The sequence below is a fragment of the Paenibacillus sp. sptzw28 genome, assembly GCF_019550795.1.
Taxonomy (GTDB): Bacteria; Bacillota; Bacilli; order Paenibacillales; family Paenibacillaceae; genus Paenibacillus_Z.
Genome location: NZ_CP080545.1, coordinates 78,681 through 95,000, shown reverse-complemented (window position 1 = coordinate 95,000; position 16,320 = coordinate 78,681). Strand labels below are relative to the sequence as shown.

Below are 16,320 nucleotides of genomic sequence, written 5' to 3'. Positions count from 1 at the left end.
TACGTGGACGTAGACCCGAAACCGTGTGATCTACCCCTGTCCAGGGTGAAGGTGCGGTAACACGCACTGGAGGCCCGAACCCACGAATGTTGAAAAATTCGGGGATGAGGTGGGGGTAGCGGAGAAATTCCAATCGAACTCGGAGATAGCTGGTTCTCCCCGAAATAGCTTTAGGGCTAGCCTCGGAGTAAAGAGTCATGGAGGTAGAGCACTGATTGGGTGCGGGGCCCGCCAAGGGTTACCAAGTCCAGTCAAACTCCGAATGCCATGTACTTATATCCGGGAGTCAGACGGTGAGTGCTAAGATCCATCGTCAAGAGGAAACAGCCCAGACCATCAGCTAAGGTCCCCAAGTGTGTGTTAAGTGGGAAAGGATGTGGAGTTGCCCAGACAACCAGGATGTTGGCTTAGAAGCAGCCACCATTTAAAGAGTGCGTAATAGCTCACTGGTCGAGTGACTCTGCGCCGAAAATGTAACGGGGCTAAACACGCCACCGAAGCTATGGCTAGATACGAAAGTGTCTTGGGGTAGGGGAGCGTTGTATGCAGGTTGAAGTCAGACCGTAAGGACTGGTGGACGACATACAAGTGAGAATGCCGGTATGAGTAACGAAAAGACAAGTGAGAATCTTGTCCGCCGAAAGCCTAAGGGTTCCTGAGGAAGGCTCGTCCGCTCAGGGTAAGTCGGGACCTAAGGCGAGGCCGAAAGGCGTAGTCGAAGGACAACAGGTTGATATTCCTGTACCACCGTAAGCCGTTATGAGCAATGGGGTGACGCAGAAGGGTAGTGACGCGGCCTGATGGAATAGGCCGTCCAAGCAGTGAGGCTGGTTGATAGGTAAATCCGTTAACCGATAAAGCTGGGCTGTGATGGGGAGGGAAAATTACAGTACCGAAGGTCATGTGCTCCCGCTGCCGAGAAAAGCCTCTAGCCAGGTGATGGTGCCCGTACCGCAAACCGACACAGGTAGGCGAGCAGAGCATGCTAAGGCGCGCGGAAGAACTCTCGTTAAGGAACTCGGCAAAATGACCCCGTAACTTCGGGAGAAGGGGTGCCTCGGTAGGGTGAATAGCCCGAGGGGGCCGCAGTGAAAAGGCCCAAGCGACTGTTTAGCAAAAACACAGGTCTGTGCGAAGCCGTAAGGCGAAGTATACGGGCTGACGCCTGCCCGGTGCTGGAAGGTTAAGGGGAGTGGTAAGGGCAACCGAAGCTATGAACCGAAGCCCCAGTAAACGGCGGCCGTAACTATAACGGTCCTAAGGTAGCGAAATTCCTTGTCAGGTAAATTCTGACCCGCACGAATGGCGTAACGACTTGGGCGCTGTCTCAACGAGAGATCCGGTGAAATTTTAATACCTGTGAAGATGCAGGTTACCCGCGACAAGACGGAAAGACCCCATGGAGCTTTACTGCAGCTTGATATTGGACTTTGGTACGATCTGTACAGGATAGGTGGGAGCCTTGGAAGCCGGAGCGCCAGCTTCGGTGGAGGCATCGTTGGGATACCACCCTGATCGTATCGGAGTTCTAACCTGGTACCGTCATCCGGTACAGGGACCGTGTCAGGTGGGCAGTTTGACTGGGGCGGTCGCCTCCTAAAATGTAACGGAGGCGCCCAAAGGTTCCCTCAGAATGGTTGGAAATCATTCGTAGCGTGCAAAGGCATAAGGGAGCTTGACTGCGAGACCTACAAGTCGAGCAGGGACGAAAGTCGGGCTTAGTGATCCGGTGGTACCGCATGGAAGGGCCATCGCTCAACGGATAAAAGCTACCCTGGGGATAACAGGCTTATCTCCCCCAAGAGTCCACATCGACGGGGAGGTTTGGCACCTCGATGTCGGCTCATCGCATCCTGGGGCTGAAGTAGGTCCCAAGGGTTGGGCTGTTCGCCCATTAAAGCGGTACGCGAGCTGGGTTCAGAACGTCGTGAGACAGTTCGGTCCCTATCTGTCGCGGGCGTAGGAAATTTGAGAGGAGCTGTCCTTAGTACGAGAGGACCGGGATGGACGTACCGCTGGTGTACCAGTTGTTCCGCCAGGAGCACCGCTGGGTAGCCAAGTACGGACGGGATAAGCGCTGAAAGCATCTAAGCGTGAAGCCCCCCTCAAGATGAGATTTCCCAATTCGTAAGACCCCTGGTAGACGACCAGGTTGATAGGTTCGAGGTGGAAGCGCAGCAATGCGTGCAGCTGACGAATACTAATCGGTCGAGGGCTTATCCTACGAACGTTCACCTGAACGTTCACTTCGCACGCTGCTCTTAGGTTAACGTAAGACTAAAGGGGTTTCACAACTGTTCGTATCCAGTTTTCAGGGTGTAATTACCTTGAATCAGCCGACAAGTGCGGCTCATTCACATGTAATGCACATGACGTTTGGCGACGTCAATCACCTGACTTTGCCGGCTGCTGCCCCAGTCGATTGCAAAGGACATGCTTATAGGGGCAATTTGTGTGGCGGCATAGCTCAGCTGGCTAGAGCGTACGGTTCATACCCGTGAGGTCGGGGGTTCGATCCCCTCTGCCGCTACCACTACATATGGAGGCTTAGCTCAGCTGGGAGAGCATCTGCCTTACAAGCAGAGGGTCGGCGGTTCGATCCCGTCAGCCTCCACCATATGTGTTTTATCGCGGAGCCGTGGTGTAGAGGCCCAACATGCCTGCCTGTCACGCAGGAGACCGCGGGTTCGAATCCCGTCGGCTCCGCCATTTTATTTGGCTCGGTAGCTCAGTCGGTAGAGCAGAGGACTGAAAATCCTCGTGTCGGCGGTTCGATTCCGTCCCGAGCCACCATTTATTTGAACGTTAGGCGATCACGCCTTCGTGTATGTTTCCGGAGGGCTAGCGAAGTGGCCAAACGCAGCAGACTGTAAATCTGTTCTCTGACGAGTTCGGTGGTTCGAATCCATCGCCCTCCACCATTTTCTCTAATAGCAAGAGCCATTAGCTCAGTTGGTAGAGCACCTGACTTTTAATCAGGGTGTCGAAGGTTCGAGTCCTTCATGGCTCACCATTAATATTATGATCCTCTTAAATATAAGATAAACGTAACCTGCAGACCAAGCGTCTGCAGGTTTTTTGGTTGGTTTGAGCATTTTTCTGGTGCCGGCACTTCGAGGCAATGTTGGAAACGAACGATGTTTTCCGGTTTTCGGGCGGATTCAAGAGTTTCGCGAGTAATCCATCAGCGACGGGGCACACTTATCACATTGGGCATGTCGTCGTAAAGGAGGTCTCCAAAATGGAATTTCTAACTGCAGCTGCTTTTAGTTTTTGTATCGTTGCCCTTCTCGTTCCTTTATTGAGAAAAGTTGCGCTGAAAGTGGGCTTCGTTGATCAACCATCTGCTCGGAAAATTCACAGGTCACCAATCCCTCTTATGGGGGGAACCGCACTGTATGCAGCCATTATAGGAGCTTTATTTGCCTTTCAAGGCGTTACTCCGCTCAGCAAAACAATTTGCATCGGGGGGCTTATTCTTATCGTCATCGGGCTGGCGGACGATGCAGCGAAAGCGAAAGGAAAGGATTTCCCAGTCTGGCCCCGGTTCTGGATTTATTTAGCTGCATCAGCGGTACCGCTTTGTTTCGGAATACATATTTCAGGATTGTCCGGTCCAAAAGGGTTCATAATGCTGCCCGGCTGGTTAGCCGTCATCATTTCAGTTGTGTGGGTCTTCGCCCTTATCAATATGATTAATTTCATCGATGGTGTCGATGGTCTCGCTTCCGGTGTAGCAACCTTCTCGTCGCTTACTTTATTTGTTGCCGCCCTTATTAAAGGGCAAACGGATACAGCGCTGCTTGCTGTGGTCTTGGTTGGCGCATGCGCCGCCTTTCTAATATATAACTTTCACCCTGCCAGGATTTTTATGGGGGATGCCGGGGCCACTTTTCTTGGATTCACGCTCGCGGTAATTGCAGTAGACGGAGCTTTCAAAAGCGCTACTCTTGTAACGGTGGCTGTCCCGCTGCTCGCTCTTGGTGTCCCGATACTGGACACGGTTATCGTTATGCTTCGTCGGTTATTATCCGGAAAAGGACTTCATCAAGCCGACAAGCTGCATACGCATCATGCTCTTATGCGCTGGGGATTAACGCAAATTCAAACGGTATCTTTTATATACTTGATCGCTGCGCTGTTCTCGCTGCTCTCGATTGTTCTGCTGCTGGCGCTAAGCTGAAATCCCGGAGAATGTATGGTACAATGGCCCAAGATGAAACGCAGAAGTGACTCGCGAATCGAAGAGTGGAATCAAGCGAAATTCGGTTCTTCGCATAAGTAATGCTGCTGCTAGTTTCGAATAAACAAGCGCGGTTTGCGCTTGAACGGATAGGGGCCGGCCGATGAGCGAAGGAAAATGGATGGAGCAATTACAAGCAATACTGGGTTGCCCGATCCGTCAATTTCAGCTTCCGCTGCAGCAATGGAAGTCGCATGCAGATGAAAGCCGAAACGCCACGAAATCATCCCATAAAACGAATGCAAGCCTACCGGGAGATTACCTTATGAGTTCCGACGGCAGCCTTTGGTATGCCGCCGGTGTAACTTCTGATACTGTTGAAGTGCTTGAGGTGCAGCGCAGTGACCTCTCCGAGATGGAATCGAAGCTGATCGGATTGACGATAGCCCAAATACGAGCATCAAGCGACAAGAACTATGAGGGCTTTACCGAGACAGAGCGTTACGCGAGAGAACTTGGCGCTTGGATTGTCGATCAGCTTGAGTCCAGCGAGCCGCTTCCTACTATACCGGACCGTCTTATGGCGAGAGGCCGGTTGTTTTCCAGTATGATCCCTTTTTTACTCGTTTCCGAACAGGGGGAAGCCGGAAGGACAAGCTATGGCGATTTAGAGAAGCTGCTCCGTACCTTTTTGGCTGAAGACGTAATGCTTATACCGCTCAAGGAACAGGAATGGCTTGTCCTCGGGCCGGTGTCGCTTATTCGCGATGCTCAATCCGAAGATAGAGAAGACGAAATGGAAGAGTCGATCGAGGAGAGTCTTGCACAGATTGCGATAGGGCTTCATGAAATGTTGGCGAGCGAGTGGATCGGGGAATGTCATTTGGCTGTGTCGCAGCCGATGTCTCCTGTCAATTCAATTGTCGCAACAACCGCCTTGCTGCGGGAAACGGTACACCTCGGCCGCGCGTTTCATGTCGGAACAAATATACATCTGCCATGGCTTCTTCACTTGGAGCGGCTGTTAAATACAATACCGGAAGCCCAGCGGGCAAAATTTGTCGAGCAAGCGTTGAAGCGAACGGATGTCTTTCTTGAACCGGAAATTTTGACGACGCTTGAGACATTTTTCGCGCTCGACTGCAATGTCAGCGAGACGGCAAAGAAGCTTTATATCCACCGTAATACGCTGCTCTACCGTCTGGATAAGCTGAAGCAGGAAACGGAGCTTGATGTTCGTTTGTTCCGCGACGCAGTTTTGGTAAAAATTATATTGCTATTGTATAAAGTGACGAAAAGAAAGTAGTTTTTTTGTAAAGTATGTGCATAGTCAGGGAGAACCTGCTGATATAAGATGAATGTAGTGAAGAACTAATATCCGTTTAGGGGGAAATACACATGGCAGGTGTACGCTTAGAGCACGTTTACAAAAAATACGCTGGTACAGATCTGGCTTCGGTTAAAGACTTTAACCTTGACATTAAAGACAAAGAATTTCTCGTTCTTGTCGGCCCGTCCGGTTGTGGTAAATCGACGACTCTGCGGATGATCGCAGGTTTGGAAGAGATTTCCGAAGGTAAATTGTTTATCGGCGAGCGTCTTGTAAATGACGTCGCTCCGAAAGACCGCGACATTGCAATGGTATTCCAATCGTACGCTTTGTACCCGCATATGAACGTATATCAAAACATGGCATTCGGTCTCAAACTTCGCAAATTCAAAAAGGCGGAAATCGACAAACGTGTTCGTGAAGCCGCTAAAATTCTTGATATTGAGCATCTGCTTGAGCGTAAACCGAAAGCACTCTCCGGCGGTCAACGCCAGCGTGTCGCACTCGGCCGCGCAATCGTTCGTGAACCTCAAGTCTTCTTGATGGACGAACCCCTTTCCAACTTGGATGCTAAACTTCGCGGTCAAATGCGCGCGGAAATCAGCAAGCTGGTTAAACGCCTTGAAACTACTTGCATCTATGTAACGCATGACCAAATCGAAGCCATGACGATGGGTGACCGGATCGTAGTTATGAAAGACGGCATCATCCAACAAGCGGATTCGCCTGAAGGTCTTTATAACAACCCTGTAAACCTGTTTGTTGCAGGCTTTATGGGCGCTCCTGCGATGAACTTCATTACAGGCATGCTCTCCGACCAAGGTGGAGCCGTTCGTTTCAAAACGACAGGCATCGACGTTGCGGTACCGGAAGGTAAAGCAAAACAACTACGCGATAAAGGCTATATTGGAAAAGAGATCATTCTCGGCATTCGTCCGGAAGATCTGCATGAAGAGCCGGTATTCCTGGAAGCATCGCCTAACACGATTGTAAACGCGCACGTTGACGTCTCGGAAAACCTTGGCCATGAAATGTACCTGTACTTGAATGGCATTGGTAAAGAAACAGTTATCGCTCGTGTTGACGGCCGTTCCGGCCTGAAAGAGGGCATGAACGTGAAGCTTGCTCTTGATATGAACAAAGTTCATATTTTTGACAAAGAGAGCGAACTGAACATTTTTGAAGTATAATAAGAGGCTTATAGCCTTTCGAGCAACCGCCCGATACCGGGCGGTTGCTTTTATTATGGATGACCGGGCAGTACAAAGCGGCCATCTGTCGATGAACGCCTTTCCAGTGCGAATGTGGCAGCAGAAAATCGAATAATCGCGAAAGCGTCGATAATGAGCGGGAGACGTTGATTTCGGCGCTTATTTCCTATACGATGAGTACATTGGAATTCAGATAAGATTATGTATATGTAATTGTCCGCCAGTGAAGGAGGCCAAGCAATGGCTAAGAAAGTAAAGGTATCCGAGCTTGTCCAGCAATTTCAGCTTGAAATTGTGAGTGGAGAAGACGGGCTGCGCCGCAGTATTACGGTCGATGATTTGTCGCGGCCGGGATTGGAAATGGCGGGATATTTTCATTATTATCCGAAGGAACGGGTACAAATATTGGGGAAAACAGAGCTGGCGTTCATGGATACGCTTAGCAATGATGAACGGGTGGACCGGATGGAGCGGCTTTGTGACGACGAGACGCCTTGCTTCATTATTACCCGTGGTCTGGAAGCACCGATTGAACTCATTAATCAATCAAATTTGAAACAAATTCCGGTGCTGCGGAGCAATGTAGCCACAACAATCATGATCAGCCGCATCACGAATTTTCTCGAGCGCAAGCTTGCGCCTTCCGCTACGATTCATGGCGTTCTCGTGGACGTATACGGCGTGGGGATGCTTATCACCGGCGGCAGCGGCATAGGGAAAAGTGAAACCGCGCTTGAGCTTGTCAAGCGCAGTCATAGGCTCGTCGCGGACGATGCGGTGGAAATTCGCCAAACGTCGGACGGACAGCTGCACGGCAGCGCTCCTGAGCTGATCCGCTATCTGCTTGAAATTCGGGGGCTAGGCATCATAAATGTAATGACTTTGTTCGGAGCCGGAGCGATTCGTACGATGAAACGGATCGAGGTCGTCATCAAACTTGAGAACTGGCAGGCGGATAAACAGTATGACCGGCTCGGTCTGGATGAAGAAACGACGCGTATTATCGATACGGATGTGCCGCTAGTTACGGTGCCCGTTCGGCCGGGCCGAAACTTGGCTGTCATCATTGAAGTAGCAGCTATGAACTTCAGGCTTAAACGAATGGGATATAACGCGGCGCTGCAGTTCACTAACAAGCTTACGGAAACGATTGCCGACGATATGGACGATTTCGACTGATAAAGGAGCCATCGACGCATGTTTGGATTAAGACTAGATCCCATCGCAATATCTCTTGGACCAATTAATGTCCATTGGTACGGCATCATTCTCGGCACCGCGGCATTGATCGGTTTGCTGCTTGCCGTTCGCGAGGGTAAACGGTATGGATTACCGCCGGACTTTTTTATGGACATGCTGTTGTTCGGAGTACCCTCCGCGATTATCGGAGCCAGGATCTATTTTGTGGCGTTCAAGTGGGATGAATATAAGGATAATTTACTGGACGTCTTCAAAATATGGAATGGCGGTATTGCGATCTACGGCGCGTTGATCGGCGCTTTCATATGCGGATATATCTATTTCCGCGTTAAGGGTTACAGCTTCTGGCGAATCGCAGATATATGTGCGCCGGGGCTTATCGCAGGACAAATGATCGGTCGTTGGGGTAATTTTGTCAATCAAGAAGCATACGGCGGCCCTACGGACGAGAGCTTCCTCACGAATACGCTTCATCTACCCGGTTGGATCGTTAATCAGATGAACGTTAACGGCACATTCCATCATCCGACCTTTCTATATGAGTCGTTGTGGAATTTGGCAGGCCTCGTGCTGCTTCTTGTGCTGCGCCGGCGTCCTTTCCTGCGTGCGGGTGAGCTGCTGATGTCGTATTTCATATGGTACTCTGTCGGCCGCTTCTTCGTAGAGGGTTTGCGCACCGACAGTTTGGCGTTCAACGGACCTTCGTGGCTTGCATCGCTCATGGATAGTTTGTGGTCGCCAATGACGGTTCTGTTCCAACAGGGGTATCTTGATCCTGCATACGGCAATATTCGGATCTCTCAACTGCTGGCCGTTATACTCGTTATTGCGGCTATTGCAATAATCATCATTCGCCGCAGAACCGGTGCGGCCAAGGAGCATTATCTTGACCCGATTATTAACCTGAAGACAGGCCTTCCCGCCGGGGAATCGCTCCCGTCCGGGAAAGAAGGGCCGGAAGCGTCTGAGCATTCGGCACCGATCGCCAGCGGCCGACATGAACATGACACAGATAAGTCAACCCCGGATGCGGGAACGGGTGTAAAGGAGTAAAGAGGGAACGATGACAACGGGAGTACGGACGCTGCTGTTTGATCTGGACGGCACTATTCTGGATACGAATGAACTGATTATTCAATCATTCATGCATGCGCTGCAGCATATTGTGCCGCCTCATTTCGGCCGGGAGCATATTATTCCGAGCATGGGGCAGCCGCTATCTGATCAACTGCGGCTGTTCTCCGGTATGGAGGATGTTTCGCAGCTGATCGCCGCATATCGTGAAGTGAATCTGAGACTCCATGATGATTACGTCAAGCCATTCCCCGGTGTGAGGGAAGTACTCGAGAGGCTCCATGGCGCGGGTATACAGCTGGGCGTAGTTACGACCAAAATGAGACTAACCACGGAGCGGGGGCTGCGCTATACCGGGCTTTTCGATTACATTCAGCCGCAGGCAATTGTCACGATGGATGATGTGGATCATCCAAAGCCTCATCCGCAGCCGGTACTCATGGCCGTGGAGGCGCTTGGCGCCGACCCCGCCAACACCATGATGATTGGCGACAGCGTCGTCGATATCGAGGCGGCCGATGCCGCCGGCGTTATCCCGGTAGGAGTGGCCTGGTCGCTTAAGGGCGAGCAGAAGCTTCGTGAAAGCGGAGCGCGGCATATCATTCACGACATGCGCGAGTTGTATGCGTTTGTCGGATTGGAGCTGGATCCGCCTGAGAAACGTTGAACGCTATCCGGTCGAAGGGCCGAACGCCCTTTGGCAGATGTACCGAACGGTCAGTCGTCTGAAAGCGGTGCGTAATTTTATTTTTATCCAAGCAGCCCGTTATTGCCCGTCATTACCGGTTAAAAACTGGATTTATCGCAATATCCTCGGAATGACGGTCGGGCGCGAATCCGCGTTCGCTCTTATGGTCATGGTCGATGTGTTTTTCCCTGAGCGGATTCATGTCGGGAATAACACGATCATAGGTTACAATACGACAATTCTTACGCACGAATATCTCATTAGGGAATATCGACTCGGCCATGTCATTATCGGCGACAGCGTGATGATCGGTGCGAACACCACGATACTGCCAGGGGTAACGATCGGAGACGGCGCGGTTGTGGCGGCCGGTTCCCTCGTACATAAGGATGTGGCGCCGGGAGCATTTGTGGGAGGCAATCCGATTAAGGAAATTAAGAGGCAACCATAGCATTCAATCTGCAGAGGGGATAAACGAGCATGAATCGCAAAATAGCAGGACTATCTCTAATATTGGTTCTGGGTATTATCGTTACCTGTTGTTATGTTGTTCAAGGCAGAATGCTTTCCCGAAGCAGCGTGCCGCTAAATCATTCAAGCGTTCCGCTTCGGAAAGCCGGGCTTGCATCCTCTATCCTGGGCGGAAGAAACACCGATTACCCGGCTGCGAATCCGAACGGAATCTATTATAAGAATCAAGTGATTGTATTAATGTACCACGAAGTAGTCCGGTTTCCGAAGGACAAGGACAACGGTGCGCTGCCTCTAAGCAGTATGGAAGAGCAAATAAAGCTGATGAAGGCGAATAATTTTCATTGGATTACTATGGAGCAGTATGCGAGGTTTATTCTTCATGGTGAAAAGATACCCGATAACGCCGTTCTGATGACGTTTGACGACGGCTATGAAAGCTTTTATACCGACACTTATCCGCTGCTCAAGAAATATCATATACCCGCCACCAGCTTCCTTATTGTCAATACAGTGAGCAACCCGCACCATGCCGGGATTCCGAAGGTCACATGGGCCCAGGTGCAGCAGATGCATAAGAATGGAATTGATTTCTATAATCACACATTTGATTCTCACTATTATGCTTCATTCAATAGCTCCGGTTCGGTGCAAAGAGCGGTGCTGGCGGATCCGGTTTATTTGAAGGATAAAAAGCGCCGAGAATCTCCAAAGGAGTATGAGCAGCGCGTCACAAAAGATTTAACCTTGGCCGACGATATTTTGCAGCAGAAGTTAGGCAATACGTATAAAATATTGGCGTTCCCATACGGTGCGTATTCGAAGCCTTTAATGAATATTGTGCGCAAGCTTGGAATTGACGTTACATTCACCGTAAAAAGCGGTATAAACGGCCCGGGAGAAACGAACGGTTTCCGCGTGAATGCAGGAGGAATGGAAGATAATCCGCAGGCTTTAATCGCGATGATGGAAAAGGGCCAAGCCGGTGTTGAATCTAAAACTGCAGGGGACGGTGCTTCCCGCAGCTTCTACTTTCAAATGCTTGTCCTGGTAACGGCACTGATGGCTGTGCTTACTCTTCGTTTGCTGGCCGGAAACGCGGAAGAGAAGTACGGATGGCGGTATTTCTTCTGGAAGAGGAGCGGTTAAACCGGCTTTTCGATCTGAAGCATCTGTTACGGCGGCGGAGGAAGATGACCGGCGGAGAGCGGTCAGTGGTTTATTTCGAGAGGGGCGGCACCTGCTTAGCAGAGTCGTCCTTTGCGTATATCAGAACGGTCTCCAACGAAAGTACATCTTCTTGACGCAGGGAATACGTCATGGTATTATTACGTCTAAACACTTTATTTTGGCAGTATGGTAACATGGTAGCACGTTAATAAACTAAAGTGCATGTAGGTGAAAAATACAATGTCAAAACCGAAGGTTTTCGAGAAACCGATTGGGGTCAAAGATTATTTACCGCACGCCGTTACGAAGCTTCGTCAAATTGAAAATCAAGTGCTGTCCTGTATGAAATCGTGGGGCTACGAGCAAATTATGACGCCGACGATGGAATATTACGATACGGTTGGTGTGGCAAGCTCCACCTCAGATCAAAAGCTGTTTAAGCTGCTGAACAACCGCGGGACGACGCTGGTGCTGCGCTCGGATATGACGGCGCCAATCGCTCGGGTGGTCTCTTCGTTATTGAAGGAATCGCAGTTTCCGCTCAGGCTGTCCTATCATTCGAATGTGTTCCGGGCGATTGAAGAGGAAGCCGGCCGGGAGGCGGAGTTTTTCCAGACGGGCGTGGAGCTGGTCGGCGATGCTTCGCCCGAAGCGGACGCGGAGGTTGTGGCGCTTGCGATCGCGTCGCTTAAGGCGGCCGGTGTAGACCGGTTCAAGATCGCGATCGGCCACGTGGGCTTCTTAAACGGCCTGTTTGAGGAAACGCTTCAAGGCCATGCGGAGGCACAGGAGGAACTGAAGGCGTATTTGCTCGGCCGCGACTATGTCGGTTACCGGGAGCGTCTGGGCGCTCTTTCGCTGGCGGCGCCGGTGCAGCGCGAACTAGAAGGCATTCTCCGGCTCCGCGGCGGGCAGGAAATATGCGAACAGGCGCTGCAGCTGAGCGCGGATGCTACGGCGCAGTCTTCGATCCGCCACTTGTGCGACATGTGGGACGTGCTTGCGGCTTACGGCGTGAGCGAGCATGTACTCATCGATTTAACCATGATCGGAGACTTTAAATATTATACAGGCATGACATTCGAAGGCTACGCGGCTGATCTTGGGTTCCCGGTTGCGAGCGGAGGCCGGTATGACAATCTGCTTAAGCAGTTCGGCCGTCCTGCGCCGGCGACCGGCTTCGCGCTTAAGACGACGCGGATTCTAGAGCTGATCGATGACGGAGCATCGGGCGATACCGAGGTACGGGTCCTTATCGGATACGACGCGGACGGCAGGGCGTCGGCGCTTATCAAGGCGCAGCGGCTGCGGGAAGCGGGTGCCGGTGTGGTCGTAACGGAGAAGATGGACGAGACGTCCCGTATAACGGCTCTTAAGGCGGCAGACGGTGCTGCCGGAGGCAGGGAATTTGTATATAAAGGCGTCACCTTCACGGGATTGCTGACGTTCTTTGGACAGGAAGGAGCGGCACAATGAGCTTGCATGAAGGATTGCCGGGCGGGGAAAATTCCGGCGCAGATTCGTTAGGGCGCGAGCTGCTTAAGGTAGCTATGCCCAAAGGCCGTATTTACAAGCAGGCATCCAAGCTGTTCAGGGAAGCGGGGCTTCCGATTCCGAGCGATTTCGACGATACGCGCAAGCTGATTATCGAACTGCCGGAAGCGGGGATGTCGTTTATTATGGCAAAGCCGGTCGACGTCCCCACTTATGTGGAATATGGCGTTGCGGATATCGGTGTTGTCGGTAAGGACGTTCTGATGGAGGAAAACAAGGACGTCTACGAGCTGCTGGACCTGGGCATTGCGAAATGCCGAATGTCGGTGATCGGGCTGCCTGATTGGAGACCGGCCATTCATCCGCGGGTGGCGACGAAATATCCTAATGTCGCATCGCAATATTTCCGCGAGCAGGGACAGCAGGTTGAAGTGATCAAGTTGAACGGTTCGATCGAACTCGCGCCTCTAATCGGGCTGGCGGATCGGATTGTCGATATGGTCGAAACCGGCCAGACGCTTCGCGAGAACGGACTTGTTGAGATGGAGACGATCTTCGGCATCACGAGCCGTTTGATCGCCAACCGTGTCAGCTACCGGATGAAGAACGAACCGATACAAAGCTTATGCGATAAGCTGCAGCGCGTTATAGGGGCGAAAGCGGGCGTGTAGCGGTGAACCAGCGAGCGTGGAGCGGCCGGACCAGAGCGGCATCTAGCGGAGGCTGCCAGCGGGTAGAGAGGTCGACCAGCGGGCGTGCAGTGGCCGGGAGTGCGGAATGTAGCGGTGAGCTGCCAGCGGGCAGAGGTGAACCAGTGGGAATGCAGCGGCCGGGCCGAGGCGCTGTCTGCGTAACACCGCTGTGAGCGGGACATAGAAGGCCGCTGTAGAGGTTGTTGCAGCGGCGATAGAAGGGAGCGATGCGGCATGCGGATGCTGCGTGCGGAGCAGTTTGGTTTGACGCGAGAGGTGGAATACGGGACACCTGAGCAGAATGAGTCGGTCCGGGAGATCGTCGCGGCGGTCCGGGCCGAGGGAGATGCGGCGGTGCTGCGGTATACGGAGCGGCACGACGGTGTGAAGCTGGAGTCAGCGGAGCTGCGCGTGACGGAAGAGGAAATACAGGCGGCGTACGGAAAAGTGGACGACGCGTTCCTCACGGCCATTCGCGAAGCGGCCGCTAATATAAGGGCGTTCCACGAGAAGCAGGTGCGGCAATCGTGGGTGGATGTTCAGCCGGACGGGACGATGCTGGGACAAATATTGCGCCCGCTCAGGCGCGTCGGCGTATATGTGCCGGGCGGCAAAGCGGCATACCCGTCCTCGGTGCTCATGAACGTTATACCGGCACAGGTGGCCGGCGTACCGGAAATCGTCATGATGACCCCTCCGGCCACCGGCGGCAAAGCAGGCATTGATCCTTACATTCTCGTTGCGGCCGCTGAAGCCGGCGTGAAGGAAATGTACCGTGTCGGCGGTGCGCAGGCGATTGCGGCCCTCGCATACGGCACGGCGGTGATTCCGCCGGTAGACAAAATATGCGGTCCCGGTAATATCTACGTTGCGCTTGCGAAGCGTGCGGTCTACGGAGCCGTTGACATCGACAGCATCGCAGGACCAAGCGAAATCGTCGTGCTGGCGGATGAAACGGCCGACCCGGCTTATGTGGCGGCCGACCTGTTGTCGCAGGCCGAGCATGACGAGATGGCATCGGCGATTCTTGTGACGACATCAAGCGAGCTGGCCAAGGCCGTCTCCGCCGAAGTTGAACGGCAGCTAGCAACGCTGCCTCGCGAAGCGATTGCCCGCAAGTCAATTGACGAATACGGAGCGGTGCTGCTGGCGGATACGATGGGAGAAGCAATTGCGGCGGTTAACCGGGTGGCGCCCGAGCATTTGGAAATCATGGTGGCTGAGCCGATGGCGCTTCTTGGCCGCATTGAGAACGCAGGCGCGATTTTTCTCGGGCCGTACAGTTCCGAACCCGTCGGCGATTACTTTGCAGGACCGAACCATATTCTGCCGACGAACGGCACGGCGCGGTTCTCCTCGCCGGTAAATGTGGATGATTTTATGAAGAAATCAAGCCTTATCTACTATAGCAAAGAAGCTCTTGTCGCGAGTGGCGACAAGATCATGACGCTCGCCCGGCACGAAGGGCTTGAAGGGCATGCGAGGGCGATTGAAATCCGCCTGGAGCGGGAGCGGGAACGCGGCTTGTGAAAATATATCTCTATACATGGAAAGAAGGTCTTCTCAATGGCGGATAACGTCATCCGCGCAGCCGAAGTGGTGCGCAAAACGAACGAAACGGATATCAAGCTTTCGTTCGCCGTTGACGGCAGTGGACAGGCAAAGTTCGATACAGATGTGCCCTTCCTCAATCATATGCTTGATTTGTTTACGAAGCACGGACACTTCGATCTGACGGTTGAGGCGCGCGGCGACGTCGATATCGACGACCATCATACGGTGGAAGACATCGGAATATGTCTCGGGCAAACCATTCGGGAGGCTCTTGGCGACAAACGCGGGATTAAGCGTTATGCCTCGGTGTTCGTTCCGATGGATGAAGCGCTGGCCCAGGTTGTGATCGATTTGAGCAACCGTCCTCATTTTGAGTATCGGGCTCAGTACCCGTCTCAGCAGGTCGGGAGCTTCCAGGTCGAGCTGGTTCAAGAATTTCTATGGAAGCTGGCGCTTGAATCTCGTATGACGCTTCATGTGATCGTTCATTATGGGGTAAACACGCACCATATGATCGAGGCGGTGTTTAAAGCGCTCGGCCGGGCGCTGGACGAAGCGGCAGGCATCGACCCGCGCGTACAAGGAGTGCCTTCGACGAAAGGAGTGCTGTAAGATGATTGCCATCATCGACTACGGGATGGGCAACCTTCACAGCGTAAGCAAGGCAGTGGAGCGGCTTGGCTACGAAGCGCTCGTAACTGCGGATGCGAAAGAAATCATGGAAGCGGACGGGGCGATTCTGCCTGGAGTCGGGGCTTTCGGCGACGCGATGCAAAATCTGCGCAATACCGGTCTTGAAGAGGTCACGAAGTTTTATGCCGCGTCCGGCAAGCCGCTGCTCGGCATATGTCTTGGCATGCAGCTGTTGTTCGCGGAAAGCGAAGAGTACGGCAGGCATGAGGGACTGGGACTGCTGCCGGGAACGGTGGTTCGTTTCCAAGGAGACTATAAGGTGCCGCACATGGGCTGGAATAAACTGTCCTTTCGTCAAGCGAGCCCTTTGTTCGAGGGACTGGAGGAAGGTCATGTTTACTTTGTTCACTCCTTCCACGCTATTCCCGGACATGCGGAGGATTTGCTTGCTACGACGGACTATCATCAGCAGGTGACCGCAATTGTGGGCCGCGGAAATGTGTTCGGTATGCAGTTCCACCCCGAGAAAAGCGGCGATCTCGGTATGCGGCTGCTTGGTAATTTTCTTGAGCTGACCGCATCGCGGCAAGCCGCTCGTTAAGAGTCAAACAGAAGGAGGC

General features: G+C 52.7%; 13 protein-coding genes, 6 tRNA genes and 1 rRNA gene (1 of these 20 cut by a window edge). All 20 read left to right on the top strand.

The genetic code is table 11. The features are described from left to right. Nucleotides 1-2,224, top strand: a 23S ribosomal RNA gene (locus KZ483_RS00375) (it extends 703 nt beyond the left edge of the window). 232 nt (nucleotides 2,225-2,456) lie between these two features. Further along, nucleotides 2,457-2,533: transfer RNA gene (locus tag KZ483_RS00370), tRNA-Met, on the top strand. Between the two features lie 8 nt (nucleotides 2,534-2,541). Next, nucleotides 2,542-2,617, top strand: a tRNA-Val gene (locus KZ483_RS00365). Nucleotides 2,618-2,632: 15 nt separating this feature from the next. Then, nucleotides 2,633-2,709: transfer RNA gene (locus KZ483_RS00360), tRNA-Asp, on the top strand. Between the two features lie 8 nt (nucleotides 2,710-2,717). Then, nucleotides 2,718-2,793, top strand: a tRNA-Phe gene (locus KZ483_RS00355). Nucleotides 2,794-2,835: 42 nt separating this feature from the next. After that, a tRNA-Tyr gene (locus tag KZ483_RS00350) sits at nucleotides 2,836-2,921 on the top strand. Between the two features lie 16 nt (nucleotides 2,922-2,937). After that, a tRNA-Lys gene (locus tag KZ483_RS00345) sits at nucleotides 2,938-3,013 on the top strand. Between the two features lie 228 nt (nucleotides 3,014-3,241). Further along, a complete protein-coding gene (locus tag KZ483_RS00340; protein ID WP_220350851.1) occupies nucleotides 3,242-4,183 on the top strand; it encodes an MraY family glycosyltransferase in 942 nt (313 codons plus the stop codon). A gap of 163 nt (nucleotides 4,184-4,346) precedes the next feature. Further along, nucleotides 4,347-5,489, top strand: a complete 1,143-nt coding sequence (locus tag KZ483_RS00335) for a PucR family transcriptional regulator (RefSeq protein ID WP_220350850.1) — start codon at nucleotides 4,347-4,349, stop codon at nucleotides 5,487-5,489. 92 nt (nucleotides 5,490-5,581) lie between these two features. Next, on the top strand, nucleotides 5,582-6,703 hold the full coding sequence (locus tag KZ483_RS00330) for an ABC transporter ATP-binding protein (protein WP_220350849.1): 1,122 nt from the start codon (nucleotides 5,582-5,584) through the stop codon (nucleotides 6,701-6,703). A 261-nt stretch (nucleotides 6,704-6,964) separates the two neighbouring features. Next, on the top strand, nucleotides 6,965-7,903 hold the full coding sequence (gene hprK, locus KZ483_RS00325; RefSeq protein ID WP_220350848.1) for an HPr(Ser) kinase/phosphatase: 939 nt from the start codon (nucleotides 6,965-6,967) through the stop codon (nucleotides 7,901-7,903). Nucleotides 7,904-7,921: 18 nt separating this feature from the next. Then, a complete protein-coding gene (gene lgt, locus KZ483_RS00320; protein WP_220350847.1) occupies nucleotides 7,922-8,977 on the top strand; it encodes a prolipoprotein diacylglyceryl transferase in 1,056 nt (351 codons plus the stop codon). A gap of 10 nt (nucleotides 8,978-8,987) precedes the next feature. Then, nucleotides 8,988-9,665 carry a pyrophosphatase PpaX gene (gene ppaX / locus KZ483_RS00315; protein ID WP_220350846.1) on the top strand — a complete coding sequence of 226 codons (678 nt, stop codon included), beginning with the start codon at nucleotides 8,988-8,990 and terminating at the stop codon, nucleotides 9,663-9,665. Next, nucleotides 9,622-10,137, top strand: a complete 516-nt coding sequence (locus KZ483_RS00310; RefSeq protein ID WP_397376138.1) for an acyltransferase — start codon at nucleotides 9,622-9,624, stop codon at nucleotides 10,135-10,137. The genes ppaX and KZ483_RS00310 overlap by 44 nt, the downstream gene beginning before the upstream one ends. 29 nt (nucleotides 10,138-10,166) lie before the next feature. Then, entirely contained in the window at nucleotides 10,167-11,306 is a 1,140-nt protein-coding gene (locus tag KZ483_RS00305) for a polysaccharide deacetylase family protein (protein WP_220350845.1), read from the top strand. A gap of 261 nt (nucleotides 11,307-11,567) precedes the next feature. Next, a complete protein-coding gene (locus KZ483_RS00300; protein WP_220350844.1) occupies nucleotides 11,568-12,803 on the top strand; it encodes an ATP phosphoribosyltransferase regulatory subunit in 1,236 nt (411 codons plus the stop codon). Further along, nucleotides 12,800-13,492 carry an ATP phosphoribosyltransferase gene (gene hisG, locus KZ483_RS00295; RefSeq protein ID WP_258881481.1) on the top strand — a complete coding sequence of 231 codons (693 nt, stop codon included), beginning with the start codon at nucleotides 12,800-12,802 and terminating at the stop codon, nucleotides 13,490-13,492. Before KZ483_RS00300 ends, hisG begins: the two co-directional genes overlap by 4 nt. A gap of 255 nt (nucleotides 13,493-13,747) precedes the next feature. Further along, entirely contained in the window at nucleotides 13,748-15,043 is a 1,296-nt protein-coding gene (gene hisD / locus KZ483_RS00290) for a histidinol dehydrogenase (RefSeq protein WP_220350843.1), read from the top strand. Between the two features lie 36 nt (nucleotides 15,044-15,079). Further along, the gene (gene hisB, locus KZ483_RS00285; RefSeq protein WP_220350842.1) at nucleotides 15,080-15,679 is read left to right on the top strand and encodes an imidazoleglycerol-phosphate dehydratase HisB; all 600 of its coding nucleotides are present in this window, start codon (nucleotides 15,080-15,082) and stop codon (nucleotides 15,677-15,679) included. A gap of 1 nt (nucleotide 15,680) precedes the next feature. After that, nucleotides 15,681-16,301, top strand: a complete 621-nt coding sequence (gene hisH, locus KZ483_RS00280) for an imidazole glycerol phosphate synthase subunit HisH (RefSeq protein ID WP_220350841.1) — start codon at nucleotides 15,681-15,683, stop codon at nucleotides 16,299-16,301. The last annotated feature ends 19 nt before the right edge of the window (nucleotides 16,302-16,320 follow it).

Excerpts from the sequence above, each read along its gene's own strand:
- KZ483_RS00340 (WP_220350851.1), top strand. The coding sequence starts at position 3,242 with ATGGAATTTCTAACTGCAGCTGCTTTTAGTTTTTGTATCGTTGCCCTT.
- KZ483_RS00335 (WP_220350850.1), top strand. The coding sequence starts at position 4,347 with ATGAGCGAAGGAAAATGGATGGAGCAATTACAAGCAATACTGGGTTGC.
- KZ483_RS00330 (WP_220350849.1), top strand. The coding sequence starts at position 5,582 with ATGGCAGGTGTACGCTTAGAGCACGTTTACAAAAAATACGCTGGTACA.
- hprK (WP_220350848.1), top strand. The coding sequence starts at position 6,965 with ATGGCTAAGAAAGTAAAGGTATCCGAGCTTGTCCAGCAATTTCAGCTT.
- lgt (WP_220350847.1), top strand. The coding sequence starts at position 7,922 with ATGTTTGGATTAAGACTAGATCCCATCGCAATATCTCTTGGACCAATT.
- ppaX (WP_220350846.1), top strand. The coding sequence starts at position 8,988 with ATGACAACGGGAGTACGGACGCTGCTGTTTGATCTGGACGGCACTATT.
- KZ483_RS00310 (WP_397376138.1), top strand. The coding sequence starts at position 9,622 with ATGCGTTTGTCGGATTGGAGCTGGATCCGCCTGAGAAACGTTGAACGC.
- KZ483_RS00305 (WP_220350845.1), top strand. The coding sequence starts at position 10,167 with ATGAATCGCAAAATAGCAGGACTATCTCTAATATTGGTTCTGGGTATT.
- KZ483_RS00300 (WP_220350844.1), top strand. The coding sequence starts at position 11,568 with ATGTCAAAACCGAAGGTTTTCGAGAAACCGATTGGGGTCAAAGATTAT.
- hisG (WP_258881481.1), top strand. The coding sequence starts at position 12,800 with ATGAGCTTGCATGAAGGATTGCCGGGCGGGGAAAATTCCGGCGCAGAT.
- hisD (WP_220350843.1), top strand. The coding sequence starts at position 13,748 with ATGCGGATGCTGCGTGCGGAGCAGTTTGGTTTGACGCGAGAGGTGGAA.
- hisB (WP_220350842.1), top strand. The coding sequence starts at position 15,080 with ATGGCGGATAACGTCATCCGCGCAGCCGAAGTGGTGCGCAAAACGAAC.
- hisH (WP_220350841.1), top strand. The coding sequence starts at position 15,681 with ATGATTGCCATCATCGACTACGGGATGGGCAACCTTCACAGCGTAAGC.